Annotated in this window: 21 protein-coding genes; 11 read left to right on the forward strand and 10 right to left on the reverse strand. The window is 65.3% G+C overall.

What is annotated here, in order from left to right:
• Positions 1 to 60 precede the first annotated feature (60 nt).
• On the reverse strand, positions 61 to 600 hold the full coding sequence (locus tag RDV84_RS13000; RefSeq protein ID WP_309153644.1) for a hypothetical protein: 540 nt from the start codon (positions 598 to 600) through the stop codon (positions 61 to 63).
• Between the two features lie 344 nt (positions 601 to 944).
• Between RDV84_RS13000 and RDV84_RS13005 the strand changes: the two genes are divergently transcribed.
• On the forward strand, positions 945 to 1694 hold the full coding sequence (locus RDV84_RS13005; protein WP_309153645.1) for an AlbA family DNA-binding domain-containing protein: 750 nt from the start codon (positions 945 to 947) through the stop codon (positions 1692 to 1694).
• Between the two features lie 152 nt (positions 1695 to 1846).
• On the opposite strand, the gene RDV84_RS13010 is transcribed toward RDV84_RS13005, so the two are convergent.
• Complete coding sequence (locus RDV84_RS13010; RefSeq protein ID WP_309153646.1) at positions 1847 to 2074, reverse strand: hypothetical protein; 228 nt, start codon at positions 2072 to 2074, stop codon at positions 1847 to 1849.
• A gap of 254 nt (positions 2075 to 2328) precedes the next feature.
• On the opposite strand from RDV84_RS13010, the gene RDV84_RS13015 reads away from it, so the two are divergent.
• A complete protein-coding gene (locus RDV84_RS13015; protein WP_309153647.1) occupies positions 2329 to 2919 on the forward strand; it encodes a hypothetical protein in 591 nt (196 codons plus the stop codon).
• A gap of 1571 nt (positions 2920 to 4490) precedes the next feature.
• Here RDV84_RS13015 and RDV84_RS13020 read toward each other — a convergent pair.
• Positions 4491 to 5318 carry a competence protein CoiA gene (locus RDV84_RS13020; RefSeq protein WP_309153648.1) on the reverse strand — a complete coding sequence of 276 codons (828 nt, stop codon included), beginning with the start codon at positions 5316 to 5318 and terminating at the stop codon, positions 4491 to 4493.
• Positions 5319 to 5743: 425 nt separating this feature from the next.
• On the opposite strand from RDV84_RS13020, the gene RDV84_RS13025 reads away from it, so the two are divergent.
• The gene (locus RDV84_RS13025; protein WP_309153649.1) at positions 5744 to 6490 is read left to right on the forward strand and encodes a hypothetical protein; all 747 of its coding nucleotides are present in this window, start codon (positions 5744 to 5746) and stop codon (positions 6488 to 6490) included.
• 313 nt (positions 6491 to 6803) lie between these two features.
• Positions 6804 to 7076, forward strand: a complete 273-nt coding sequence (locus RDV84_RS13030; protein ID WP_309153650.1) for a hypothetical protein — start codon at positions 6804 to 6806, stop codon at positions 7074 to 7076.
• A gap of 633 nt (positions 7077 to 7709) precedes the next feature.
• Here RDV84_RS13030 and RDV84_RS26390 read toward each other — a convergent pair.
• From RDV84_RS26390 to RDV84_RS13040, 3 genes are all read right to left on the reverse strand, one after another.
• Entirely contained in the window at positions 7710 to 8366 is a 657-nt protein-coding gene (locus RDV84_RS26390; RefSeq protein WP_425606267.1) for a helix-turn-helix transcriptional regulator, read from the reverse strand.
• A gap of 36 nt (positions 8367 to 8402) precedes the next feature.
• Positions 8403 to 8804: a nuclear transport factor 2 family protein gene (locus RDV84_RS13035; RefSeq protein ID WP_309153651.1), complete on the reverse strand. Its 402-nt coding sequence runs from the start codon at positions 8802 to 8804 to the stop codon at positions 8403 to 8405.
• A 357-nt stretch (positions 8805 to 9161) separates the two neighbouring features.
• Positions 9162 to 9662, reverse strand: coding sequence for a hypothetical protein (locus RDV84_RS13040; protein WP_309153652.1), 501 nt, complete (start codon positions 9660 to 9662; stop codon positions 9162 to 9164).
• Positions 9663 to 10080: 418 nt separating this feature from the next.
• Between RDV84_RS13040 and RDV84_RS13045 the strand changes: the two genes are divergently transcribed.
• Together RDV84_RS13045 and RDV84_RS13050 are read left to right on the forward strand one after the other, a co-directional pair.
• Entirely contained in the window at positions 10081 to 10404 is a 324-nt protein-coding gene (locus RDV84_RS13045) for a DUF3658 domain-containing protein (protein WP_309153653.1), read from the forward strand.
• A 144-nt stretch (positions 10405 to 10548) separates the two neighbouring features.
• Positions 10549 to 11214: a DUF4166 domain-containing protein gene (locus RDV84_RS13050; RefSeq protein WP_309153654.1), complete on the forward strand. Its 666-nt coding sequence runs from the start codon at positions 10549 to 10551 to the stop codon at positions 11212 to 11214.
• 85 nt (positions 11215 to 11299) lie between these two features.
• Here RDV84_RS13050 and RDV84_RS13055 read toward each other — a convergent pair whose 3' ends face one another.
• Both RDV84_RS13055 and RDV84_RS13060 read right to left on the reverse strand, forming a co-directional pair.
• On the reverse strand, positions 11300 to 11764 hold the full coding sequence (locus tag RDV84_RS13055; protein ID WP_309153655.1) for a hypothetical protein: 465 nt from the start codon (positions 11762 to 11764) through the stop codon (positions 11300 to 11302).
• A gap of 208 nt (positions 11765 to 11972) precedes the next feature.
• Positions 11973 to 17933 (reverse strand): non-ribosomal peptide synthetase, encoded by a 5961-nt coding sequence (locus tag RDV84_RS13060; protein WP_309153656.1) that lies wholly within the window; start codon positions 17931 to 17933, stop codon positions 11973 to 11975.
• 155 nt (positions 17934 to 18088) lie between these two features.
• Between RDV84_RS13060 and RDV84_RS13065 the strand changes: the two genes are divergently transcribed.
• Positions 18089 to 18334, forward strand: coding sequence for a hypothetical protein (locus RDV84_RS13065; protein ID WP_309150607.1), 246 nt, complete (start codon positions 18089 to 18091; stop codon positions 18332 to 18334).
• Between the two features lie 24 nt (positions 18335 to 18358).
• Here the strand turns inward: RDV84_RS13065 and RDV84_RS13070 are convergent, their stop codons facing one another.
• Positions 18359 to 18778 (reverse strand): H-NS histone family protein, encoded by a 420-nt coding sequence (locus RDV84_RS13070; protein ID WP_309150608.1) that lies wholly within the window; start codon positions 18776 to 18778, stop codon positions 18359 to 18361.
• Positions 18779 to 19242: 464 nt separating this feature from the next.
• Between RDV84_RS13070 and RDV84_RS13075 the strand changes: the two genes are divergently transcribed.
• Complete coding sequence (locus tag RDV84_RS13075; RefSeq protein WP_309150609.1) at positions 19243 to 19731, forward strand: hypothetical protein; 489 nt, start codon at positions 19243 to 19245, stop codon at positions 19729 to 19731.
• A 140-nt stretch (positions 19732 to 19871) separates the two neighbouring features.
• On the opposite strand, the gene RDV84_RS13080 is transcribed toward RDV84_RS13075, so the two are convergent.
• On the reverse strand, positions 19872 to 20627 hold the full coding sequence (locus RDV84_RS13080; protein ID WP_309150610.1) for a hypothetical protein: 756 nt from the start codon (positions 20625 to 20627) through the stop codon (positions 19872 to 19874).
• Positions 20628 to 20662: 35 nt separating this feature from the next.
• Between RDV84_RS13080 and RDV84_RS13085 the strand changes: the two genes are divergently transcribed.
• The 3 genes from RDV84_RS13085 (at position 20663) to RDV84_RS13095 (ending at position 25583) form a co-directional block, all read left to right on the forward strand.
• The gene (locus tag RDV84_RS13085) at positions 20663 to 21553 is read left to right on the forward strand and encodes a PhzF family phenazine biosynthesis protein (RefSeq protein ID WP_309150611.1); all 891 of its coding nucleotides are present in this window, start codon (positions 20663 to 20665) and stop codon (positions 21551 to 21553) included.
• Between the two features lie 629 nt (positions 21554 to 22182).
• Positions 22183 to 23616, forward strand: a complete 1434-nt coding sequence (locus tag RDV84_RS13090) for a collagen-like triple helix repeat-containing protein (RefSeq protein ID WP_309150612.1) — start codon at positions 22183 to 22185, stop codon at positions 23614 to 23616.
• 305 nt (positions 23617 to 23921) lie between these two features.
• Positions 23922 to 25583, forward strand: coding sequence for a ShlB/FhaC/HecB family hemolysin secretion/activation protein (locus tag RDV84_RS13095; RefSeq protein WP_309150613.1), 1662 nt, complete (start codon positions 23922 to 23924; stop codon positions 25581 to 25583).
• Positions 25584 to 25823: the final 240 nt, after the last annotated feature.

Raw genomic sequence — 25823 nt, forward strand, 5'->3', positions numbered from 1 at the left:
GTCAGCGCCCGGGCCAGTCCAACGTGCGATGGAGCCGCGCGAACGTCGGCGAGTTGTCCCTTACCTGCCGTCCCAGGTCCAGCAGATGACCGCGCAACCCCGCGGCGCCCGGGTCACCAGCACAGCCCAGTGGCGATCGAAACTGAAGGCACGCTCGGCATCGGAGGCGTCCCAGGTTTCACCCACTTCGAGGGCATCGAGCAGGGCGGCGGCGCGGGCCTTGGCGCGACGGATCGAGAGCGGCATCGCGGCGAGCTCAGGGCTGGGGGCCGCGCGGCGATCGGGCGCGCGGTGTGCGGCCGGTGGGGGCGGGGCAGCCTCGGCGTGGAGCCGGTCCAGCGCGGCTAGGCCGGCGGGGCGCCCGCGGCGGTAGGGGCGCGGGGGCGGCGCGGCGTCGGCGATGCGCACCTCGACCGCGGCCGCGCGCAGGGTCCGCAGCAGGGCGAGGGCGGTGTCGATCCGGGCGAAGCGGCGGGCGCCGCCGCGTTTGGCCGTCAGCACGGCCTCGTGCAGGCCGTACTGCACCGACAGGACGTAGCCGTCGGCGCGGCCGTGCAGGGTGTAGCCGCGCACGGCGCCGGCGCGGGCAAGCTCGGCCAACGTGGCCTAGGTCAGCGCTTTCATCGCCGCGGGCGCCCGACACGGGGGGATTCGGGAGACGCTACGCCCGGCCCTGGCCGCCGACAAGCGGCGGGGCGGGGGCGTCGGCGGACATAACCTGAGACTAAGCGTAGCGTGCATGTCTTGTTTCCGTGACTAGGGCTTAATGCGCCGAAGGAGGCCACGCCGAACGACTCGGTAGCGAGTCAAACCCGCAATGGAAGCCTTAGCACAGACATGCGAGTAAGCGTATAACTGTGGATAATTCTGAGTAACGAGCGGTCTGCTCGCGTCGATCCTTTTTACCTTTGGTCCCGAATCTGTCTCCTTGAGATCTATAGTCGATGGTGATCCTGAAAGAACAGCACGAAGCCTTCGCGCGATTCTTTGCCGAGCCCACGCGCGAAGCGTTGCGCGAGCTGCTGCGCCGAAATATGGGCGAGACCGACTACCTCGACTTCAAGGCCGATTGGCCAGTACTCCAGAAGCTCGCCCGCCACGTGCTAGCCCTGGCTAACTCAGGCGGTGGCGCATTGGTCGTAGGCGTAACACAGGAGGCTAACGGCTCATTAGTTGCTGGCGGCATGGCTGCCATTAAAGACAAGGCACAACTGATTCCGCCCTTGAGTGCCTACCTTCCTAAGGCTTTAGAGTATGAAATCCTAGACTTCACTTTCGCCGCGTCGGAGTATGAGATGCTGGTGGGCAAGTCCTTTCAGGTGCTGTTGGTCGAAGACACACCCAAGCATCTTCCGTTTCTAGCGTTGAAAAAGGCCGAAGATCTTCGTACCGGCGCCATCTACGTTCGGATGGGAACCACCTCAACGGAAGCCGGGCATGTGGAGCTGCAAGAAGTCATCAATCGGCGCATCGAGTCCGGCCATTCCAGCCAGCCTGAGCTAGAGCTCGACAAACACTTGGCGCAGCTGCGTGCACTCGATGAGCAGCGTGATGGCAACGACAGTTGGATTAGCGAATTCTTGCGACACCACGAAAGCCGCTTTGAAGACCGCCAGTCCTCCGACTACAAGAATTTAATCGAACATGCCTACGGGCTCAAGAAACAGCTGATCTTGCGGCTGCTGGGCTTATAAGACCAGCAACTGGCGCGTGTGCTCGAAGCGCAGGACTGAGTTGATGCGTGCCGGCTTGGTGGTTCTATACTCGGTGCGCGCGCTTGAGGCATCGGCGGCCTCTCAGGCCGCGGCGACGCCTGCCGTCAGGCGCTCGTGTCAGTGCCACGGCGTCAGCATCCGCTGGGAAATGCAACCGGCTGGAGGGGCGTTGTGGCGTGCCAGACGCCGTCAGCGACATCCGTCGCGGATGTCACCGCGGAGAGCCGGCCGAATTCCGTGAACACTTCATGGGCAAAGGTCTCGTGGGGCTTCGTAATCAGGCCCTGCATGCGCTGCTGGCAGTTGGCGGCGAAATTCGTGGAACGTCCGTGGCCGGACTCGACCAGTTTGACTCGCACGCTGGCCGCCTTGAGCTCATGCTCCACTTTACGATCGCCAGGACGAACTCGTCGCCTTCGTTGAGGCCTAGCCCCAGATGAGCGTTACGGGGAGGGTGAAGGGCATGCCGACGACGCTACCGCTAGACGTCGCAATTAGTGAGAATGCTCACGCATTCAGCTAGGGAAGGGGCCATACGCTGAAATCGCGTTCCGCTTAAGTATGGGCTTTCGAAAAGACGGTTAATTATGAACAAGGACTTGGACGGACGATCATGGATATTTCAGCCAAAGACCTGGATCGCCAGGTCAGTCGATCAATCTACTTCGCTGTTGCACTTATTTCTTTGTCGATTGCGGCGTATCCCCTGTACTTCTGGGTTTTTGAAGGAGGACATCGCGCAGATGATCCCGAGGTATGGGGGCAGTTCGGCGATTATGTTGGTGGGCTATTGAATCCTTTGATCGCATTCCTCGCATTTTATTGGTTGACGCGGTCAGTTCTTCTGCAGCGGCAAGAGCTCGTGAGGGTGCAGGAGGAACTTAGTAAGTCCGCATTGTCGCACGAGCGGCAGGTGCGGCTTTCAGAAGGATCTGCACGTATTGGCGCGTTGGGCGGAGTATTGGCCTCCGTGAACCAGGACGTTAGTGCTCTGAGGGCCGAAATTAACTTACTGGAGGCGAAGGTCGAGCAATTGGTCGGCCCCAATCCGAATGCTCGTCCCCCAATGGGCATCCACGTGGGGCTTGAGCGACAGGCGCAGCAACTACGTGCGTCATTGAAAGAGCTGATTGCCCGTAGGGATGGACTTGTTGATCGAATCAACGCGGAATTGGACAGCTTGACCGCGTCTACGTCGATCTAATGCCGGCCGCGCGAAGCTAGCCTCGATTACGAAATCCGCTGTGCGGCTCTATTATGGGCCGGCCCGGCACAATTGCGCCTAGAGCTCCCACGCTGGCTAACACGATCTTGCGCGAAGCCGAGCCGCCCAGTTGGCTGCATCCACGCTGCCTGTCCCGCGAGCTCGCCCCAGGTAGCACCTGCGCCGGGCGGCGACGACCTTGCTGGTGAACGACCCTAAATATGGGAAACTAGTGCCTGGCGAGGAAAAGAAGGGCCTACTGGGTGTATCCGAACATGCTAAATGGCTCAGCAGCGGGACGATAATGGTGCTCATGTTCAATCTATGGGCGATGATTCCAAGGGGTTCTTGCACGTGTTCTATATGGCGCCCGGAAATATACTGAATCTTTAGCGCTTTGGTTTATGCGACTAGGAGTTCTTCAGCTGGCTGGCCCAGAACTAGGCGAAATAGCACATGCCGGATCCTCAGATTTTTGGGGCTTATGCCGGCTTCGACGCTTCTGCCGGGCCGGAAAGTGACGGGGTCGAATCCCGGCGGAAGGGGGTGATCACCAGCGGTGGGCCTCATGCCCACGTGCAGACTGCTCTGCCCCGGCATTCCTCTTGGATGGCGGGCAGGTTGGCGGCCGTCCACCGGCCGACGAAGTACTGCACCTGGCGCTGGCTGCTGGCCGGGGAGTGCAGCTGTTTCGGGCCCTCCCGGTGCTGGGCAACGGTGGTCCGCCAGCGGCCGTCCCATTCGCGGTTCACGCCCCCCCCCACTATGAAGCCGTGGGGGCTCTAGGACCAACATGTGCCTGCCGAACTGGCGCCAGGCCAATTGCTCGGGTAGGGTGAAGGGCATGCTTGCGATGCTACCGCCGGGAGTCTCAATCGGTAAGACAGCCTAGGATCATCGCCTGATTCGCCGGCGAGCTACGCCAGGCGCAAGTTTCATTGGCGAATCATTTTTTTCTGGAGTCGCGTATGGACCGTGCACTAACTGTGGACGAGCTAATCGAAAAACTCCGCGGATACTCTGAACTCGGTTTGGGGGATGCCAAAGTGCTTGCCGTTCCCGCAGGTACCGCTGTGGAGAACGTCTTTGGGCCAATCACGTACACCAACCAAGAAGGGCGTGCGGTCCTGCTCTACGCCAAAGCTTCTGCAGATTGAGCGCTGGTACAAAGGTTGAGCACCGCTGCAGAGGCGTCATTATCCACTCGCCTACAAGGCACAAGCGCCAGCCTCAACAGCACAAAAAAGGGGGGCTAGCGCCCCCCTTCCCTAGTGTTGCAAGCCGTCAGAAAAGCTTGATGGCGGTAAGCACTGTCAGCAGCAATCCGACAGGCAGACCGAGCTTCAGTGCGAATTTTCGACTGAAACCTCGGCGGCTTTACCAGCTGGCTGACACGCTAAGTTTGACCATAATGGTCCCCTTCTCGTATGTGCCCCGGGCCCAAAGGGTCGTTAATCGGGGCTCAGCCAGTTGGTGGGATTAGGCCGTTCAGACGGCGACAGGGCCCGAACAACTTCGACCGTGCCTCCAAATTCTCACAGAGGTGTTGCTTTGGGAAGAGCAGGCCGCACTCACGGAATTGGGTAGAAGCGAGTGCCGATCGCGTCCGCGTCGGTTTCCACCATCACGTCATGGAGGAACTTGCGCTTGCTCACCCGGATTAGGCAGCGCAAGCCCGTTTCATCATATGTCTCGAGGCGCACCAGCCAATCATCTCCAAAGTCGATGTAAACGGGGCAGGTGGCGTCTAGCCAGGTGCGGTGCGGGCGGACCCACACGTACTGGTGATGCCCTTCGTAGGATGCGAGCACTTCGGCCTCGTGATCCCGCAAGAAATTCATCAGGCCACCTCGCGCTGTCGCCTTAGTCAATGTCGGATCGTGTTTCCGACATTCCGACAATCGCAGGAAGATGCCGCGGTTAGACCCATGTTGTTTCGGTCCAGCGGGGAGCCAGATCAGATCTTGCGCGATCACAGACTTGGGGGCGGGCAACTCATGTTCTATCGAAAAGTTTTTGCGGAACCCACTCCCATCCACGACCCAAACAAGGTTCCCATAGAATGCCTCGCGAGAGAGACGCTCTGCGTCGGTCATCGCGGAGTGCTGCACCTCAATAACTATCCCTGTGGGAGTCTTAATGTCTGAGCGGTGAATCTCGCCGTCGGGAGCCAAATGGCTGATCTCGCGGCACGCTTCTGGAAACAAGTTTTTCCAGGCGCGATGCCAAGGCGTCTCGTTCTCCCACCACGGATCGCAGTCGCGCCTACTGGCATGCGCCCAGTGATGCATTACACGTGGCCCGCATTTGGCAACCGTTGCCGAGCCACATGTTTGACATGTGCCGCGGCCATAGGGGAACGCCTCTTTTCGGCTGCCATCAACTAGGGCGTATTGCATTAGGTGGTGTCCGAGAGGTCTGGAGAGCCTAGCCAGTTTGACACAGGGTCTTTGCACCGAGCGAGATTGATGCCAATCACTTCAGCGGATGGCAAAGGTTCCCCGGGCGGTCTTGACCAACTGCACCTCCCAGCAGCCCCAACGGCTTCCAACTGCTGCCATAGAGACTTGGAGCCGGGGTTTGCCGGCTCCAGCAACCCCCAAAAGCCTCCAATCGCACTCATCACTCCCTATAGCCCTCACTAGCACTTCTAACGGGGAGCAGCAGAGTGATGTTACTCAACGCAGGACAGCTAGGGATCTGACCTGCGGACTCTTTCGCCCAGGGGCGTCTACGAGCCCTTGGTCGATTCAGAGAGGCTGTTAGAGATTCTGCTTGTCCTAACGATGTGGCTTTCTCCGTTTCGAACAACAATAGTCGATTGATGGGCGAGACTTTCAGCGATGCGGGGGGCGGGGTGAAAAATTACATGGCAACGTGCTGCGCGATAGCTATATCAGCGTCTCTGGTCGGTTGCGTGACAGGAGGCCGGCCGGAGCGCATTGTCAAAAGTACGGACGTTTTCCCCCAAAAAGTCGTAGAAGAGGCATTCAAGGAGCTGGCCGCTGTTGATGCGTCAACCGAGAGCCCTCCTGAAAAGCGTGCTACGCGTGACCGGAATACGATCAAGCTGCTCGCTGCGATTGATCTGAGATACACCGAATACAAGCCAAGACTCTTAGAGCAAAGTCAGCAAGTTTCAATATTCAGGGATATGGGTACTCTGATGATGACTATCGCTGGCGCATTGACCGAATCCGCCGGTGTGAAGCAGAACTATCTCCAAGGAATTGCGCTAACTACCGGGGCTGCTGATATATACAATGAGCGAGTGATGTTCAAGCTAACGGCCGGCGCAATAGTCGCGCAGATGGACGCCAGTAGGAAAGCAAAGTTGGCAGATATCTATGATAGTTTGGAGTTTCCGATTGAGCAGTTTCCGGCGATGGCGGCTCTTAACGCGGTACTGGATTACTACGAAGCGGGAACTCTGCAAGGTGCGGTTGCAGCAATGCAAGCCAATGCGAAGGACCAGCAATCGACCGCAGACAACCGGCTTCGCGCTAATCGTGATAAACGGCTTCGGAATCTTCAACAGTTAGACCAAGGTCCAGCCCCTCCTTCAAACTAGTATCGTAAGGATTGCGCTAGGTCGGTGCGTCCGGGAAGGCCTCCCACCCTATGTCGCACCCACGAAACCCAGCGATGGCAACGTTGGATAAGCCAAGTCTCAACTTCGGAGGAGAGTGCAGAGTCGTTGGTGAGTTTTAATCTACGTGGTCCTTGCAGAAGACCGCTTTGGCCTATCCGGGCAGTTGATTGCTTTTTGCTAACCAGTACGGCCAGTGAACAGGCGGAACTCCAGTTCGCTGAAGAAACTGCGATCGTAGCAACTTGGGTCTTGAACGCTGCCATGCGCAGCAATTTGGCGTCGGAGGGAGAACATGCAGCCGTGGGATCCATCAGCGTTGATAAAGCTTATAGCAGTGGTCGGCAGCCTCTGTGGGATGCTGTATGGGGCGAGAGGGGTCTTCATGCGACTGAAGGAAAAGCAGCAAGGATTCGGCCCAAGCTCTCTCCACGCACTTGCAATTTCATTTTTTCTGCCCGTTCTGGTGATCGTGGCGCTCGTGTCAGGTCTAGAGTCGCAGGCATTGGCGGCGCTTCTGGGAACCGTAGCCGGCTATGTTCTCTCAAGTGCGAAGAAGGATGAGTAGCGTGTCGAAACCGTTTCAGGCCAACCCATAGAGGTAGACACGGAGGAACGAACCGTGTGTTCAAGTCGCTCCGCGGATTGGCTTGGATGCAGCAGTCGGCCAACTCGCGCGAGATGATCGCGCCTCAGTGCGCGGCGCGGCGGTAGCGCGGCCGATCGCGGTTCGCAGCGCGGGCGCCCGCCGCCGCGACCTAGTCGTCCAGGGGGGCATGCGCCGGCGGGCCATCATGATTTAAGATATCTCTGGATAACCGTAGGTAACTCTGGGTAATCAAGAGAGTTGGATTCCGGTTGCACACGCTCCACCATTCCCTCGCGGTCTAACCGCGTCTCTCCGCCACACCCCCTCACGAAAAGGCCTTATTTCCGGCCTTTTCGTCCCAGGCCTGTGGACTTGTCAAATATCCACAGCCCCGGATTTGGCGAAAATTTCGCCAGCTTTTCTCCGTTTTCTCCCTTCCTGTGGACTGCCGACCAGTGGATGGTTTTTCGGTGGCTTACGGATCAATGGGTTACGGCTGGTCTTTTCAACGAGTTTTATCGCGATCAACCTGCCGTGCAGGATTGCAATTGACTACCAGGGCTATGCGCCGCCATCTGCGCAAGTGAAGCTGCGATCTGCTCTAGGAGGCGCTCAGTGGCGTTGCGATCTCCGGCTCCAAGCTGTCGGTCTGGCGACTGCCTCTTTCTTTACAGTTACCTTCACCGGCTTCTTCGTCGTCTTCGCGGCCGCTTTCTTCGCAGCTGAAGCCGCCTGCTTTGCCGCCGGCTTCCGACTGCGCTTTTCACCCTGTTTCGTTGTCGGCGCATGCTGGGCAAGCACATCGTGCGCCTGCTGTTTCGTCATGCCGCGGACGATAGCGAGCTTGTCGATCGACTCTTGACGCGGTCTCGCGTGTCCGTTCTCCCAGAGGTAGATAGTCTGGCTGCTGACACCGAGAAGCGGCGCAAACGCCTCGCGCGTTAGCGCAAGTCGTTTCCGCAGCTTTTTCAGGCCTCCTGCAGAGAAGCGCGCGCGAGTGGCTGGTGCATCTTCGGCGCGCTCAACGACTACGCGCGAGCTATTGATTCGGCTGCCGCTGGCAGTGGTCTTCTGCAGCTTGAGCGCATAGAAGTCGTCCGCTTCCGACGTTAGAGGAGCCGCCTTCCTTCGGGGACCTACCCGTTGAGCGGGAGCGGCGGTAGCGACCGACGAACCTATCCGATTACCGCAGCCGCACTGACCGCACGTCGGCCGGATGCGGCGGACGACGTGGCGTCGAAATCTCGCAAGTCGCCAGTGATGATCCACTGCGCCCTTGAATGCTCCAGAGACGAGAGCGCGCGCTCAACTGGATCCATGAGCAGAGGCGGCTGGGATTTCGGTATGCATGACACATAGCCATCGGCCACTGGCCTTAATCCAGGTAGAGCTGTCGTACACGTCCATCTCGTTGGTCTCTCCGTCGATCGCCACTGTTTGCGCTACGCGATAAGTGATGATCGCTACCTGATCCGTCGGAAACAGAACCTCCATGTCCGAGAAGCTGTAGTCGACCAGCTTCACTCGGTCGCTGCTCGCCATTTTGATATACGCCGCGCGGTCGAACTTGATGACCCCGTGGGTACTGATCGTGAGGGCCGGCTCGGTCAGCAACTCGGCGGCTATGTTCGGTTGCCCGTCCAAGATGGATTGCCAGAAGGCTTTCTCCAGTCGCTCGATCTCTTCGTTCTGTGTCGAAGTGCCCATGACAGGTCTCCACGCGAAGCGGTGCGTACAGCCCACACCCGCGCGCGTTTTCCACTTGTGAGCAGCGCGCGAAACGGTACGTAACAACCGGTCGGATGATGCCGAGCCATTCAAGGCATGGGTACGCGCCCGGGTCGCGGCACGCGTCTGTTAACGGTGAGGATTCGTCATGCCAGAACAATCGCGGATCCGTTGAGCCTTGGTCCCCGTCGAGTTGCTCTAAATAGGCGTCCAACACGTTGGAAATCCAAAGCACCCCGCACTAGTGCTACTGCATGGGGGGCATAGCAGCGCTCTATTCGACTCTCATGGACGCATTGGCGTTGTCGGAGTCGAATCACGCAAGTTTCGCCATGATCACGGCCGGATCCAACCGACCTCGGCGCAATTGGAAATGCTCAGGTGATACACGTACGGCTCCTCGCCGAGGATTCGGGTCTGATCCGGGTGTACCGGCGAATACTGCACGCGAAGGAAGTAGCGCTGTCCGCCGCTGAGCTGAGCATGGGTTTTCATCGCGATATTTTCGGGCCCGCGCTCGGAATAACTGCAGCAATCTGGATTGGCGCGCTTGAACGATGCGTAGTCGGAATAATGGAAGCCGTTGTCTTCAATGCGTATGACGGCTCCGCCGACACCGGTCAGGCGCTGTATGTTTCGTTCGCGCAGGAAGCTGTAAACCGCACGATTTCGCCCATCTTCTTTGATGAATTCCCACCTCGTAAAGCAAAAGCCGGCGTACTGCCCGACCGGGCGACCGAACACAAGCAGCAGCGCCGCCGCGGCGAGGCATAGATACCACCGTCTTGAAGTGCCGGTGGCGCGTAAAGGCGTGGTGTCGGGCTTAGTATCCGACATTGGCTGTGTGCTCAAGGGTGATCTTGATCAGTCGACCGACGCAAAATGCTTCAATGGAAACAGCAATACGGTCATGTGGAGATCTTTCAATATCAGTGCGGCAAGCAGGAACATACTGACGCCGACGACTGAGCGCGGACGCAGCAGGAAGAGGCGGAATGCCGCCAGCGACGCATCTGCACGAAGAGCGCGTAATGTATGGGGCCGACGGTTTTTTTGTCTGAAGCGAGTATCTTTACCGATTGTGCGCGCGTTATGGGCTCATCGTGAAGTCCGCCCAGCGTGGCGGGCCCGCGGGCGCCCGCGGCGGTGCCGCGAAAGAGGTCAAAGCGTTCCGGCCAAGGGCCGGAACGGTCCATGTGGTGATGGAATACAGCATCGCTCCCTCGGCGGTGCCGGCGGCTGCGGGGAAATAGCGATGTCGGATTCGCAATACGAGCCCGCCGATGCGGCGCCCGACGAGGCCGCGCTCAAGCGGATCGCGGCGCTTCGGCCGGAACAGCTTCAGGCGATCGATGCGGTGTTGATGAACGCCTGCGATGGTCAGTGGCGCAAGGTGGCCAGCGTCGTCGGCCGCGCGATGGGCGGCATCCCGGACCGGGTTCCTGGCATCCCCGATGGCTTCTACGCCGCGCGCGTTTCCGGGTTGGTGGCGCGTGGGCTGCTGGAGTCCCAAGGCGATCTGTCGCGGATGCGGTACAGCGAAGTTCGGCTGGCGATGAAGCCTGCCGGTTCCGTGTAACGGCTGGAGCCTCGGGCCGATACCGTTTCGCCGCCGATGGCGAGCTTGCGCGCGATGGGCAAGCGATGCGCGGGCTGACGAGGCGGTTCGTTTCGGCTACGGTGCGAACCAGCGATGCCGCATTGTTCACGCGAGGGATAGCGATTGGTCCGTTCCAGTAAAACAGCGGCTCGGAATCCGACGGCCGGGTCTCCTCCCCCGGAGTTGGCCGCGCGCGAGCCTATTTTTCAGGAGGTGCTCGGCGAGGATTGGCATCGTCTCGGCGAGGTCATCAGGTGCCACTATTTCCTGCGCGCTTTCAGCGACGACTCCATCTGCGTCAAGGGAGTGATGCGCGAGGTCTGGCACAGCGCGATCGCGAAGTGCCTGATCCCGCCCGCGCGGGTCTTCGGCGCGTTGGTGCCTTATCGTGGGACGGACGTGCCGATCGAGGTCCACTACAACGTCAGGCCCGACGACGGGACGATTCATTGGGATCGCGTGTTCCATTTCGCCGGGCGCCCGCCGTTCCATTTCCTTTCTTACATGGAGCATGTCGGCGGCAACGACGTGATCGAGTTCATCCGTTTCGGCGTTGGGATGCGGCTGAAGGTGACCGCCGAGGACGGTGCGCTCGTGTTCCGCGACAAGGGCTATATCTGGCGTATGTTCGGCGTCGACGTGCCTTTGCCGTTGGGGCTCCTGCTCGGCCGCGCCTATATCGAGGAGCGGCCGGTGGATGCGGGGCGCTTCAGCATGCGCATGACGCTGACCCATCCATTGTTCGGCGAGCTGTTCCGTTACAGCGGCGATTTTTCGGTCGGCGACTGATCCGGCGCGCCGGCGACGGTCCTGCGCAATATCGCGCCGCGTCCGCCGACGGGGCGTTTGCCCGTGGCGCCGGCGAGCAGGTCCGTCATGTGGGCGATGCGTCGGTGGTGCTCCGCCAAATCATCGCAACGAGCCAGAACGAGAACAGCTGGACCGTCTCGGCCACGGTGGCGTCGCATTTCACCCGAGCCTTGCGGGTGAGCGGGTGCTCCGGCTCGATGGTGCCGACCACGGTGTCGCCGAGCAGCAGGTGATAGTCCCGGACCAGCAAGGTCTGTGGCTTGAGCAGCAAGACGGTCCCGGTGTGGGTCAGGTCGAACGAGCGACCCAGCATGCCGCGCCTCTTCGCGGTGGCGACGGTGTTGCCGTCGCGTTCCAGGGTCCAGCTTGCATCGAGCCAGCCCTGCTTTCGAATGTCGAACCTGACCTCGTCGATTGCGATGGCGCCTCGATCGGAGAGCGGCTCGAATGTCAACTCGGCGGTGCCGAGCTGGAGGCCGGATACCGAATAGTTCCAGGAGAAGACCGAGTGCGGCGTGCATTCCAGCATCGGGATCGGCCTCGGCGCTGCGGGGAGATCAGACTATCGCGTTGAAGGCGGGGCCGCTATCCGCCGCAGCCCTGAGTCCGCGCGCAGCGTCCACGCGCCGCTTGGGTTCTTGCCGGGGAGACGGGGCTTTAAGTTGCCCACGAAGTTGTAGGCGCCGCCACGGCTCCGGGCTTCGGCGAATCGACGCGGCCGCCCGCTCGATGTTCGGCTAAGCCCACCTGCGCAAGCCGCGCCAGTACATCGCCAGCGTGGCGTCGTCGAGCGTCGGCGCGGCGAGATCCAGCTCCGTAAGCGCGGCTTCGGTGACGGCAAAATCGAACTGCACGCCGGAATCCCGCAGTGGCGCGGCAGCGGTGTTCTTCGGTCGGGCCGCTGCGTCGATAGCCTCCTGAACCAAGGGCAGGATCGGCAAACAGGCGCCTGCTGCATGGAACTCGGCGATGCGGCGCAGCCATTGTGCGTGGGCAAGCAGTTCGATCGGTTCGCCGAACGCGGTCGCATACGCCTGGAACAATCGTTCGATCGGCACCGGCCGGGTGGAGGCAAGATGAAAGATGCCGCCCGCGTGCCGATGCGCCTGTGCGAGCGCGACGATTGCCTGGGCGACGTAGTCGACCGGCAGCAGCGCGACGCCGGCTCCGTCATCGATATACCCGGCCTTCATTATCGAGGCGCTGTGCATCAAGCGATGCAGTCCCTGCCTTTCGTCGTAGCGCCCTTGCTCGCGGTCGCCGGCGACCAGGCCCAAACGAAAAATGGTACAGGGCAGGCCGCGTTCGCCGGCCAGCGTTACCAATCGCTCCGCGACCCATTTGCTGGCCGCGTAACCTTCCGCGTGTGGATGCCGCTCGATTTCGATCGATGTGTGTTCGTCTATTCGCGCGTTCTCGGGCCGAGGCGTCGCGTGGCTGAAGACGCCGAGCGTGGACACATGATGGAATGTCTTCGGCCGGCCCTGCATCGCCAAACGCAACAACTCGCGTACGCCGTCGACGTTCGCGGGTTTGGCGCTCGCGTAGTGTTCGAGGTGGTTCATGCTTGTTCCGTTGTGGAACACCATGCCGACCTCGGCGCCTATCCTCGCTAGGTCCCGCGCCGACAAGCCCAGCGATGGACTGGCCAGGTCGCCCGCGCAGACGACGATGCGGGCCTCGTCTTCGGGCTTCCACAATCGCCAACGCTGCATGGTCGCACGCAAGCGCAGTGTAGCCTCGGGCGCGTCTGCGCCGCGAACCAGGCAGAACACCGTCGAGGACGTGCTGTCGAGCAACTGGCGAAGCAGGAAGCGGCCGATGAACCCGGTCGCTCCGGTCAGCAGGATCGCTGCGTCCGCCGCGTCCGTCGGCGGCGCCGTTAACCACTCGGGCGCGGCGGGAAAATCGTCGTCCAGCGATCCATCGGGTTGCAACGATACAAAGCGCTCGCGGCCGTCGTCGCCGTAACGGATGCGTTTGGCCTGCCTGGCCAGCGTTGGCGCTGCGAATACATCGCCGGTGCGCATCTGGCAACCGAACTCGGCGGAGATCCGTCGCGCCAGTTGCATCGCTAGCAGCGACTGTCCGCCGAGGTCGAAGAAGTTCGCGTCGGCGCTGATCGAGGCGGGCGGCAGCTTGAGCACCGCTGCCCAGATTTCGGCGAGCGCGCGTTCGAATGCATCGCGCGGTGCGATGTAGCGCGTGTCGGCATCGCCGGCGGCCAACTCGTGCACCGGCAGCGCCTTGGCATCGAGCTTGCCGTTGCCGGTCAACGGCAGCTGCGCCAGCTCCATCGTCGCCTGCGGCAGCATGTACTCGGGCAGCGCGCGACGCAGTCCTTCGCGCAGTTCGGCCAGGAACTCGGCCTGCGGCTGCGCGCGCGCGTCCTCGTGGCGCACCACCCAGGCCAGCAGGCGGCGCTCGGCGCCGTCGCCGTGCGCCAGCACCGCGGCGTCGCGTACGCCGGCGTGTTCGCGCAGGCGGTTCTCGATCTCGCCCAGTTCGATGCGGAAACCGCGCAGCTTGATCTGGCGGTCGCGGCGGCCGATGAATTCGATCCGGCCGTCGTCCAGCCAGCGGCCGTGGTCGCCGGTGCGGTAGACGCGTTCGCCCGCGCGCCAAGGATCGTCCAGGAACTGCTGCGCGGTCAGCTCGGGCCGGTTGACGTAGCCTTGCGCCACGCCGGCGCCGCCGATCCAGATTTCGCCGAGCAAACCCGGCGCGCACAGTTGGCCGGCGGCATCGACGACGTACATCGTGGTGTTCGATATCGGCCGGCCGATCGACAGCCGCCCGGCCGCCAGTTCGGCGTCGTCGGCGGCGGGCATCCAGGCCGAGGACAGCACCGTCGTCTCGGTTGGGCCGTAGGCGTTGACGTAGCGGCAGCGCGCGCTCCACGCGCGCGCCAGCTCGACGGTCGGCGCCGAACCGGCGGTGAGGATGCTCAGGTTCGCCGGCACCTGCGCGGGGTCGATCTGCTGCAGGTACGGCGGCGGGAACGCGGCGAAGGCGATGGCGTGTTCGCCCAGATACGCGGCCAGCGCGCGCGGTTCCTGGATCAGTTCGTCCGACAGCAGGTGCAGGGTCGCGCCGGCCAGCAGCGCGCCGAAGATCTCGCCGATGGACGCGTCGAAGGTGTGCGGGGCGAACTGGGTGAAGCCCTGGCCGCGGCCGTACAGTCCGGCGCCGCCGAGCCACAGGCTGAAGTTGACCAGGTTGCGATGGCTCAGCGCGACCCCCTTCGGCGTGCCGGTGGTGCCGGAGGTGTAGATCAGATAGGCGGTGGACTCGCTGCTTTGCGGTTCGGCGTCTTGCAGCGCTTCGGCGTCGGCATTGCTGTTCGTCGCCGCCGCATCGATCTCGTCCAGGCACAGCGCGCTCAAGCCGCTGCCGTCGGCCAGCGCCGCATGCGCGCGCACGGTCAGCAAGCGGCCGATGCCCGCGTCGCCGGCGATGAACGCCAGGCGCTCGGGCGGACAATCCAGCGCCACCGGCACGTAGGCCGCGCCGGCGCGCATGATCGCCAGGATCGCCGCGATCAGCTCCGGTTCCTTCGGCAGCGCCAGCGCGACCCCGTCGCCCGGGCGCACGCCGCCGCGGCGCAGCCACGCCGCGACCTCGGCGACCCGCGCCGACAGCCGGCGCCAGCTCCAGCGCTCGTCGCTGCAGACGATCGCATCGCCGTCGCCGAGCGCCTCGGCTTGCTGCTGGAACAGTTCGTGCGCGCATGCGTGCAGCGGGTAATCGACCTCGCTGCGGTTCCATTCGCGCACCGCGCGCTCGCGCTCGTCCGCGCTCAGCGGCGACAGCTGGCCCACGCGCTGGTCGAAACCGTGGGCGAAGCCGGCCAGCAGGTGGCCGAGGCGGTCGAGCATCGCGCGCGCGGCCGCGTCGCCGAACTGGCGGCTCTGGTAGGCCAGCTTCACGGTCAGGCGCGAACCCGGGTAGACGATCAGGTTCAGCGGAAAATCGCTGCGCTCCACCCCGCGCGCGTCGAGCACGCGCAGTTGCTCGCCGTCCATGCTCGGCAGGCTGCGGTCGAGCGGGAAGTTCTCCACCACCACCAACGCGTTGAACAGCGCCTGGCCGGCGCGCGCGCCGCAGGCGCGCTGGATCGCCGCCAGCGGCAGGAAGCCGTGGTCGCCGTGGTCGAGCTGCATCGACTGCACCTGGCGCAGCCACGCCGACAGCGTCTGCGCCGGATCGATGCGCAGGCGCAGCGGCAGCGAGTTGATGAACAAGCCGACCATGCGCTCGATCCCGTCGAGCTCGGGCGGACGGCCGCTGGTGGTGTAGCCGAACAGCACCTCCTCTTCGGCGCTGTATTTGCTTTGCAGCAGGCCCCACGCGGCCAGGATCGCGGTGCCCAGGCTGACGCCTTCGTGCTTGAGCGCGCGGTCGAGCTGCGCGGTCAGCGCGACCGGCAGCTCCAGCACGTGCGCGCGCTGCTCGCTCGGGCCGGTGGCGTCGGTGTCGGCGTCGTCGTCCAGGCGCGCGCTGAGCGCGGCGCTGGCGGCCAGCGGCAGGCCGTCGAGGTAACGCTGCCAGTAATCGGCGGCGGCGCCGTGATCGCGCGATTCCAGCCACGCGATGTAGTCGCGGTACGGCGGCGGCGCTGCGTCTTCGTTGTGGCCGGCGTAGACCTGGAACAGCTCCTGCGCCAACAGCCCCATCGACCAGCCGTCGATCAGCGCGTGGTGGTGGGTCCAGGCCAGGCAATGGCGGCGCGCGTCCAGCCGCGCCAGCAGCACCCGCATCGGCGGCGCCTCGCCGAGCGCGAACGCGCGCCGGCGTTCGTCGTCGAGCGCGCGTTCGAGTTCGACTTCGCGTTCGTTCTCCGTCATCGCGCTGAGGTCGATCTCGCGCCACGGTAGCGCGACCTCGCGCATCACCGCCTGCAGCAGGCGTTCGCCGCCGCGGTCGAGGAAGGCGGTGCGCAGCACCGGATGGCGCCGCACCAACTCGACCCAGGCCGCGCGCAGGCGCTGCGGATCGGCGCCGTCGAGCGTCAGCCGCAGCTGGGTCAGGTACACGCCGTCGGGGTTGGCGCCGTCGCTCATCAGCAACAGGCCCTGCTGCATGCCGGTGCACGGATACAGATCCTGCAGCGCCGGGTAGTGGCGGCGCAGGTCCTGCAACTCGGCGGGGGTGCAGTCGGACAGCGACCATGGCGCATCGGACGTGTCGTCGTCCTCCGTGCCCACGCCGGCGCCCGGACCGCCCTCGTCGTCGGCGATCTCGGCCAGCGCGCGCTCCAACTGCGCGGCCAGAGCGGCGATGCTCGCGGCCTGGAACTGGCGTTCGCTGTAGTCGATGCGCAAGGTCAGCGCGCCGTGTTCGACGCCGCCTTCGACCCCGAGCGCGTGGCTGCGGCGGCGACGCGCGCCGATGCGGCTGCCGCCGCGGTCCGGATCGAACGCGCCGAGGTAGTTGAACAGCACCTGCGATTCGCGGCCCTCGCGCGCCTGTTCCAGATCCTCGTCGCGGGCCAGTTCGTTCAACACCCCGAAGCCGATGCCGGCGTGCGGCACCGCCGCCAGCGCCGCGCCGGCGGCGCGCAGCTGGCCGCGCAGGTCGTCGCGCAAGCGCTCCAGGCGCAGCGGATACAACGCGGTGAACCAGCCCACGGTCTGGCTCAGGTCGACGCCGTCGAAGCCCGGCACGTCGCTCAGATCCGGGCGGCCGTGGCTTTCCAGATCGATGCGGATCGCATCCACCGATTGCCACTGGCCCAGCGCGCGGCCGAGCGCGGCGGTCAGCAACTCGTGGATGCGCAGGCCGTGGCGCGACGTGGCCTGGTCGAGCAGGCGCCGGGTCAGCGCCGGCGGCAGACGCAGCTCGTGCTGGCGGCTGCTCGACTGCGCCGGCGCTTCGTCGTCGCCGTCGAAGGCCAACGCGCCAGCGGGCGCGCGCAACTGCGCCAGCCAATAGCGCTTCTCGGCGTCGAGCTCGCCGCTGTAAGCGTAATCGTGCAGGCGCGCGGCCCAGTCCTGATACCCGGTCGCGCCCTTGCGCGCCAGCCGCACCGCTTCGCCGCGGCCGAGCTGGTCGAGCGCAGTGGCGAGGTCTTCGGCCAACACCTGCCACGACACCACATCGACCACCAAATGATGCATGACCCACAGCAGCCGCGAGCCGTTGGCGTCGCGCAGCCACAGCCAGCGCAGCAGCCGGCCCTGCTTGATGTCGAGCTCGGCCATCGCCGCGTCGACCTGGGCGTGGATGTGCTCGCGCGCGGTCGCCGGCGCCTGTGCGGCGTCGCCGTCGATCTCGACGATGGCGTCGTCCCAGGCCTCGGCCGACAAGGCCTCGGCGCGGTACTGCGCCATCCAGCCGCCGGCGCTTTCGCGGAACTTCAAGCGCAGCGCGTCGTGACGCGAGACGAGGGCCAGCAGCGCCGCCTGCAGCTGCGCGCGGCCGATGCCGTCGGCCAGCGCCACGTCGGCGTATTGCACGTAGCGGCCGTGTTCGGCGCGGTCGCGCTGCAGAAAACGCCACTGGATCGGAAGAAGGCGCTGTTCGCCCGTGGCTGCCGTCGTCGCAGCGGTGCAAGCAGGATGATCTTCGCGATCCGCTCCAAGCGAACTCCGCATGGAGCTTTGCGTTGTCGCCGGCGCGAGTGCGTCGTCCATGTTCTCGCTGCGAGCGACATTGCATTGTGCGCCATCCGGCGCGCGGGGCGTGAGGCTTACCATGACAGCTCCATTGTCATTAGATTGAAGCCTTCGATCGCTTCGGCGTCACGACGAAGTCGTCTGCTCGATCGGACTCTAGATCGAAGACACTTCCGACTTATTACATGGGAAATCATGGCGCTGAATATCGCCAACGCTTGCCTTGCGCGGGAACTGTGAAAAACTTCGCCTTTCGCCCGTGCGACGCCTCACTTTCATCCGCGCCGGCGCTATCGGCCGACGGCAAGCGCGCTCGCCAGCGTTTGCTGAAAGAAAAGCTGCGTTTTCTCGCGGCCACGCCGACCCGCTTGCGGGTGGCGCCTGCGAGTAAATGGACGAAGCGCAGCGGCATCGGGCTGAGCGCGATGCACTCGATCTTTGAAACCGCCCTCGGGTTTTGCAGGCGGTCGCCGGCGGTTTAACCCGCGCGCCTCGCTCGGCGCAGCTCAGCCCTGCTTGACGAGCGTGCGTCGGCCTATCGAATTGGTCTTGCGCGCGGTCGGCTTTGCGAGGCCGGGAATCAGGAAATCGGTGGCGCTGCGTCCATGCTTGGTTTTCTGCGCCAGCCAGCGCGGCATCCGGCCCCGGCCCGACCAGGTATTGCGCTTGTTGTCGGGATCGCGATATTTGGCGGCCACCTTGCTCGGCTTGCGCCGCGGGCTGCGCTTCTTGGCGGCCATCTCGGCGACGGGCTGGTCGCCAAAGAGTTCTTCGATCGTATAACCATGTTGGGCGGCCAGCGCGGCGGCCTTGCGGCGCACCAGCGCGGGCGAGCGGCGCTTGGCCAGCAGTTGCTTGCGCTGCTCCGCGGCGCTCAGCAGGGCGGTCAGTTCGCGCAGGCCGAGCTTTTCGATATCGATATTCATCCGCCAAGGGTCCGGCCATGCCTATCGGGCTGTCAAGCGACGCTGCCGCCGGCCCGCGGGGCGCGTTCGCGCCGGGGCGGCAGTCGCCGCTCGTCGGCGGCAAGAATGGGTGGGTCTTTGGGGCGGGTTTAAACCGCGTCGGATGTCGGCGAACGAGGCGTCGCAATCGAAAACCGGCCGAGGGCGAACGAGCGAACCAGCGAACCGGCGGCCGGCCGCGCCGGAGAATCCGCTCTCGCGAAACGAACGAGCGTATTGGAACGGGGCGAGTTGAATACCCTGTCAGGCCGCTACAGATAAACACAGCGCGGCTGGCGCAGGGGATATTCGCGGCCGCGGCGGGGGCGTTACGCTCGCGACGCGCGCAGAGGCGGCTGCGGGCATTATCGAGGTTTCACCACAACGGACTCCGCCATAACGAATCAGGGGGATTCTCAATGAAACATCAGATCGCGACCGCGGCTTTGGCGCTCATCCTCGGCATGGCGACGATATGGCCGGCGCAGGCGCAGGAAATCTGCCTGCCCGAACTGAATCCGCAAGACAGCGCGCAGAGCTGCGGCGGCGACCCGGGCGGCGGCGGTGGCGGCGGCGGTACTCCGGGGTATGTACTGCAAGGCGTCATCCAGAACGAGGGCTACACCACGGAAGGCGCCGTGCCCGGAGGCAAGCGGCTCAAGATCCGCGCGTACTCGCGCCTGGCCGACGCCAGCAACGATCGCGTCGATGCCCACTACATCAACGTTCGCTGCAACGCCTACGATCCCTACGGCCCCGGCTACACGAGCGACTACGACGAAGAGAACAACGGGGCGCTGGTCGATGTGAAGTTCGCCTCGAATTCGGTGCAGGGCGAGTTCCGCACGGTCAGGGTCGTGTGCACGCATCACGCGCGCTTCGGTTTCCTTACCTACGATACGACCAGCAGCGCGGAGATCGTCGTGCCGCACTGATCGTCCTGCGCGCGCGCTTCCAAGGCCCCGGAAACGGGGCCTTTTTGTTGTAACTGTCGATGGCTCGATCCCGGCGCGATCTGTCCGCGCAACTTCGCGGGTCGCGCGTCGCGGGCCGGCACGCCCGCGCGGTTCGCGGATTATTCTCGCGCCGCGTCCGATCCGGGTTCGCGGCCGCCGCCGCTGGAATCGGGACAGGCCGCGCCTGGCGCGTCGGACGGCGATGCGGGATTCGGCAAGATCCATGCGCGTTTGCCGGTGTCGTCGTAGACCACGCGCAAGCGCCGCAGGATTCCCAAGCCGATATTGGTGGTGCCCCCTTCCATGAAACGGACCTCGGGGTGCTCCAGCCGCAGCGGCCCGACGCACAGCGAGCCTTGCAGACGCGCCGAGAAAATCGGCTGGCGCCCGGCCGCGGAGATCGCGTAGCCGATCCGCACCGGTTCGGCCTGCAGCGCGACCTGGTCCTTGTAGCGCATCGGCAGGATCAGCGCGCTGTCGTTGCCGCTGTCCAGCTTCGCCGGCAGGCGCAGCGCGCCGAAATCGAGCACGACCGCGGGCAGCCGGTCCGCCTGGTACGGCAGCGCCGTCCCGGCCGGGGCGTTGTCGTCCGAACGCGGCGTCAGCACGAGGCGGCTGCCGGGCCCGTCCATCTCGACGAAATGCTCGGGAAAGCTGTTCGGACCGAAGATGCCGATCTCGTCGGGCTGGTCGTAGGCGAGCGCGGTCGCGCGCGCGTCGGCGATGGCGACGCCGCCCAGGCGTGCGTCCTTGATGAAGGTGTCGTGGCCCGGCACCGGCTTGCCGGTGCTGCCGTCGACCGAGGGCGAGGGGCCGGTATCGGGCAGGCCCGGCGCGGCGGCTGCGGCGCGCCGCGTCAACAGGCCGAAAGCCACATCGTCGGCGCGCGCGCAGCGGTTACGATCCGGACATGAGCTTGCGCCGTTATCTGCAACTGGACGTGTTCGCCCACCGCATCGGCGCCGGCAATCCGCTGGCGGTGGTGTTCGACGCGCAGGGGCTGGACGATGCGGCGATGCAGTCCTTCGCCGCGTGGATGCATCTGCCGGAAACGGTGTTCCTGCTGCCGCCGGGACCCGGCGCGGACTATCGCGCGCGCATCTTCACCCCGACCCGCGAACTCGACTTCGCCGGCCATCCCAGCGTCGGCGCGGCCTGGGCCGTGCTCGACGCGGGCCGGGTCGCGCCGCACCGCGATGCCATGGTGCAGGAATGCGCGGCCGGGCAACTGCCGGTGCGGATCGTGCACGACGCGACCGGGCCGCGGGTGTCGGTGCGCACGCCGCGCGCGCGGCGGATCGAGCGCGCCGGCGAAGACGATGCCGCGCGCCTGGACGCGGCCTTGCGCGGCCTGGCGTTGGCCGATCACGCGACCGGCGCGCTGGCGCCGGCGTTGTGGGACAACGGCGTGCGCTGGTGGCTGGCCGAAGCCGGCGACGCGCGCGCGCTGCGCGAATGGCGGCCCGATCCCGCGGTGCTCGCCGCGATCGCCGAACTCGGCGGCGATGCGCTGGGACTGGCCGTGTTCGCCGCCGGCGACGTGCCCGGCTGCGCGCGCACCGTGCGCGCGTTCTGCCCCGGCGACGGTTTCGCCGAAGACCCGGTGACCGGAAGCGCCAACGCCGCTATCGCCAGCGCCCTGCTCGAGGCCGGGCGGTTGCGGGCCGGCGAGGGCTATTGCGCCAGCCAGGGCCGCGAGGTCGGGCGCGACGGACGGGTGGAACTGCGCGTCGACGAGGACGCCGCGGTCTGGGTCGGCGGACGGGTGCAGGCGGTGATTCGCGGCAGCGTGGAGTGGTGAGCGCGCGAATTGCCAATTTGGACTTGCATGATGCGCGCGTCGCTGTTTACGTAAAAACGCCTGGATGTGTCCAAATTTGGATAAATCGGCACGGGATTTGAGCCCAAGCCGGGCCATTGCCTCGTGCAAGCCCGTCGGTCGAGGGCATCGCCCGGGGTAGCGCGCGAGGCTGGATGGCGGGGCCGGATTAATCGACTTCGTCACAATTTCAGGTTGCGATTTCGGGCGCCGCCCGCTCGATAGCCACCCCAGCGCAGAACACGATGAGACGGACCTGTCCGCTGCTTTGCCGGAGGACGCGTTTCTGCCCGCCGCAATGAACCAAAATCACTGTTTCTCACCAGAAATGCCGGCTATCGGAAATCTTCCGAGGCCTCATCGCTGCGGGCGTTTTCGTCACGCGCCCTTAACGATAAACAGGCGCAGCCTGTCCGCGATACACACGAGATCCGCACCTCGAAAGTGTGTTATCGGCGCTCAGCCGGTGTCGCCCCCGCGGACGCAGGCGTAGCGGTCCAACCTCAGGCACGAGCAGCGCAAGGCTGCATTCGGAGGACGTGATGGACACCTGTGGCATTCGCAAAGCCCTTTCCTACAGCCTGCTCGCTGCGTGCATCTTGACGGTCACGGTGGCGACGACCGGGTGCTCCGGTTCGGGCGGGGTCAAATCCAGCTTCAATCCCAATCCGGGCGGCCCCGGCGGCCCTGGCGAGCCGGGCGGTCCCGGTGGTCCGGGCGAACCGGGCGGTCCTGGTGGTCCCGGTGGTCCGGGCAATCCCGGCGGCCCGGGCGATCCGGGCGGTCCCGGTAATCCGGGCGGCCCCGGCGGTCCGGGTGGTCCGGGCAATCCCGGCGGCCCCGGCAATCCGGGTGGTCCTGGCGGCCCCGGTGGCCCGGGCGGCGCCTCGGCGGGCAATCCGCTGGGCTCGATCATCACCACCACCGGCAATCTGGTCACCGGCATCGGCAGCGGCGTGAGTTCGCTCGGCGCGCAGATCCCGAACCAGGCCCTGCTCGGCGGCAACAATCCGACCACGCAAGGGCTGGCCAAGGTCGTCGACGACCTCGGCAAGACCGTCAGCGGCCTCGGCACCGCCACCAGCAGCGGCCTCGGCCAGATCGGCAACATTCCCAATCCGGTCGGCACCACCGTCGGCGGCGTCGACAACCTGGTGGTCAACGTCGGCACCACGGTCGGCGACCTCGGTGCGACCGTGGCCACCGTCGGCGCCTTCCAGGGCTCGCCGATCCAGCCGTTGACCAGCGCGGCCGGCGGGCTGGTGTCGGGCGTCGGCGGCGGGGTCAAGGACCTCGGCGGCAAGCTCGGCGGCGTGCTCGAAGGCCAGGCCGGGCAGCAGCTCACCGGCGCGGTCAGCCAGATCGTCACGCCGGTGGCGGGCCTGTTGCAGGTCAACGGCGGCACCGCCGGCGGTACCAGCGGCGGCGGCAATCTGGTCGCGAACGCCTCGCGCGGCGTCGGCGGCGTGGTCGGCGGCGTGGCCGCGGCCGGCGCCGGGCTCGGCGCGGCGATCGGCGGCGCGCCGCTCCCGGGCGGCGCGGCGGGCGTGACCAACGTGGTCGGCGGCGCGGTGACCGGTCTGAGCGGCAACATCGGCACGGTCGGCGCGGGCATCACTGCCGGGCTCGGCAATGCCGGTTCGATCGCCAACCCGGTCGGGGTGACCGCGGCCGGCGCGACCACCGCGGTGGCCGGCGTCGGCACCACGGTCGGCGGCGTCGGCACCGGACTGGCCAGCGCCGGTGGCGGCACGCCGTTGGCGCCGGTGACCGGTCTGGTCGGCGGCGCGGTGGCCGGCATCGGCAGCGGCGTGAATCAGGTCGGTACAGGCGCGACTGCGGCGGTCAACGGGCCGCTGCAGCCGGTGACTCAGGGGCTGAGCACGGTCGTCAACGGCGTGGCCGGGGCGACCGGGCTCAACAACGCGAACGGCGGCCTGCTCGGCGGCGTGGTCGGCAGCGTGGGCGCTGCCGGCGGCGATGGCGGCAAGGGCGGCCTGCTCGGCACCGGCTTGCTCGGCGGCAAGAAGGGCGCCAAGCCGTAAGCCGGCGCCGCCGCGCGGCTTGCGCTGCGGCGATGGTGCGATCGACCGCGCGGGAACGGCCATGCGCCGTTCCCGCTGCGGCGCCAAGCCCCGGATTCGCAGCATGGATCGCAGATACAGATCGAACATCCGGATGGGATAGGCCGATGCGCGCCGGCTCCACGACGCGCGCGCATCGGCATCGCGGCGCTCCGCGGCGCCGCTTGCGCAACACCCGATCGCACACAAGAAAACTTGAGGGGCCGCGCATGGGCACAGGGCTTTGGGGGAAGCGCTATCCGCTCGCGCTGGCATGGGCCGCGTGTTTGTCCGCGAACCTGCCGGCTCACGCCCAGACCGTTCCGCGATTGCCGGCCACCGGCAATCCGCTGCAGACCTTGCCGCAGGCGCCGCTACCGAAAACGCCGCCCAAGGTCGAGACCACGGTGGCGCCGCAGCAGAATCCGGCGATGGCCGCGTTCCTGGCGCTGCAACTGGTGCCGTCGCGGTTCGAGGTGTCCGGGGTCAAGTCGGTGCCGTTCGACGATGTGATCGCGCTGTTCAAGCCCTTGGCCGGCCAGCGGATCACCGTCGCCCAGTTGCTGACCGCCGCCGAGGCCTGCACCAGACTCTATCGCCAGCGCGGCTATGCGCTGTCGTTCTGCTACGTGCCCTCGCAGGACTTCGCCGACGGCGCGGTCAAGGTGGTCGCGGTGGAGGGCTATGTCGCCCAGGTCCGCGTCAACGGCAAGGTCGGCGGACTGGAGCGCAAGATCCGCGCGATCGCCCAGCGCATCGTCGACGACCGGCCGCTGCGCCAGGCGACGTTCGAACGTTATTCGCAGATCCTGGGTTTCCTGCCCGGGGCCAAGATCGGCCTCAACGTGCCGGCGCCGACCACCACCGACGGCGCGACTTCGCTGGAGATCAACGTCCAGGCCAAGCGCTACGACGCGACCTGGGCGCTGGAGTTCAACCACCCCGGCACCCAGGGCCTGGCCACGCTCAATCTCAACGCGTTGACCGCGCTGGCCGAGCAATGGAGCCTGGCGGCGCTGTATCCCGACGGGCGCGGCAACGAGCGCTTCTACAGCGCCGGCTACTCGCAACTGTTCGGCAGCGACGGCTGGATCGGCCGCGCCGAAGGTTCGCGCTACCGCGGCGTGCCGGCGACGCAGACGCCGCTGCCGGCGTTCCTCGACCATCGCGTCGAGCAGGACCGTTATGCGCTCAGCGCGCGCTATCCGCTGAAGCTGGAAGCCGAGCGCTCGCTGTTCCTGTCGCTGGGCGCGTACGCGGCCGACCAGTCCGACCGTTACCTCAACACCCTCAACGACGCGCGCCTGGAGCAGCGGTCCAAAACCCGGGTGCTGCAGGCCGGGCTCGACTACGCGCGCGCCGGCAAGGATCGCGCGCGCCAGGTCGGCGTGCAGATCGCGCGCGGGCTCGACGCCTGGGGCGCCAAGGCCGAGACCCTGACCAACATCGGCGGCGCGATCCTGCCGTCGGCCAGCGACGTGGCCTTCACCAAGTACAGCCTGGGCTATGCGCAGAGCCGCGCGTGGAAGAACCAGCGCTACCTCGCGGTGCTGCGCGCGACCGCGCAGTACAGCCGCGAACGCCTGCCGTCCTCGGAGCAGATCAGCTTCGGCGGCAGCCGTTTCGCGCTGGCCTACGACCCGGGCGAGACTTCCGGCGACCGCGGCTGGGGCGTGGGCCTGGAGCTGAGCCGCAACTTCCAGCCGCAGCTGCGCTGGCTCAAGACGGTGTCGCCGTATTTGAGCGTGCAGCATGCGCAAGTGTCGCTGAGCGACGGGCGCCGGCCGTCGCCGAATCGGCTGGGGACGGCGGCGGCGGGGGTGCGGTTGTCGGACGGCAAGCATTACAACGTGGATTTCGCTTATGCGAAGCCAACGGCGGATCTGCCGTTGGAGACGGACGATCGGAAGCCGCGGTGGAATTTGAACTTTGCGTATCAGTTGCCTTGAGTTTGGGGCTGGGGGCGGTCTTTGGTGAGGGGGCGGTGGGATCGAAGCTTCTGGACCAACCGAAGCGACTCCGCTCCGCCGACGATTCCTGAAGCCACGAACCGTTCAAGCCGTCGTTCCGACGAAAGTCGAAATCCATGTTGATGAAAAAACACCACAGAACTGGCTAGGCCGCCCAGTTGCGGGTGATTGCTTCCAAGAGGGCGCACTACAGGAGTTGACCGAACCTGAGAAGGCCGT

It is taken from the genome of Lysobacter yananisis (assembly GCF_031199375.1).
Taxonomy (GTDB): domain Bacteria; phylum Pseudomonadota; class Gammaproteobacteria; order Xanthomonadales; family Xanthomonadaceae; genus Lysobacter; species Lysobacter yananisis.

What these genes read in the sequence shown, in the direction of transcription:
- RDV84_RS13040 (WP_309153652.1), bottom strand. Translation starts at nt 9,662, where the DNA reads ATGTCGGATACTAAGCCCGACACCACGCCTTTACGCGCCACCGGCACT.
- RDV84_RS13030 (WP_309153650.1), top strand. Translation starts at nt 6,804, where the DNA reads ATGCAGCCGTGGGATCCATCAGCGTTGATAAAGCTTATAGCAGTGGTC.
- RDV84_RS13070 (WP_309150608.1), bottom strand. Translation starts at nt 18,778, where the DNA reads ATGAATATCGATATCGAAAAGCTCGGCCTGCGCGAACTGACCGCCCTG.
- RDV84_RS13015 (WP_309153647.1), top strand. Translation starts at nt 2,329, where the DNA reads ATGGATATTTCAGCCAAAGACCTGGATCGCCAGGTCAGTCGATCAATC.
- RDV84_RS13045 (WP_309153653.1), top strand. Translation starts at nt 10,081, where the DNA reads ATGTCGGATTCGCAATACGAGCCCGCCGATGCGGCGCCCGACGAGGCC.
- RDV84_RS13020 (WP_309153648.1), bottom strand. Translation starts at nt 5,318, where the DNA reads ATGCAATACGCCCTAGTTGATGGCAGCCGAAAAGAGGCGTTCCCCTAT.
- RDV84_RS13005 (WP_309153645.1), top strand. Translation starts at nt 945, where the DNA reads ATGGTGATCCTGAAAGAACAGCACGAAGCCTTCGCGCGATTCTTTGCC.
- RDV84_RS13085 (WP_309150611.1), top strand. Translation starts at nt 20,663, where the DNA reads ATGAGCTTGCGCCGTTATCTGCAACTGGACGTGTTCGCCCACCGCATC.
- RDV84_RS13025 (WP_309153649.1), top strand. Translation starts at nt 5,744, where the DNA reads ATGGGCGAGACTTTCAGCGATGCGGGGGGCGGGGTGAAAAATTACATG.
- RDV84_RS13055 (WP_309153655.1), bottom strand. Translation starts at nt 11,764, where the DNA reads ATGCTGGAATGCACGCCGCACTCGGTCTTCTCCTGGAACTATTCGGTA.
- RDV84_RS13035 (WP_309153651.1), bottom strand. Translation starts at nt 8,804, where the DNA reads ATGGGCACTTCGACACAGAACGAAGAGATCGAGCGACTGGAGAAAGCC.
- RDV84_RS13060 (WP_309153656.1), bottom strand. Translation starts at nt 17,933, where the DNA reads ATGGTAAGCCTCACGCCCCGCGCGCCGGATGGCGCACAATGCAATGTC.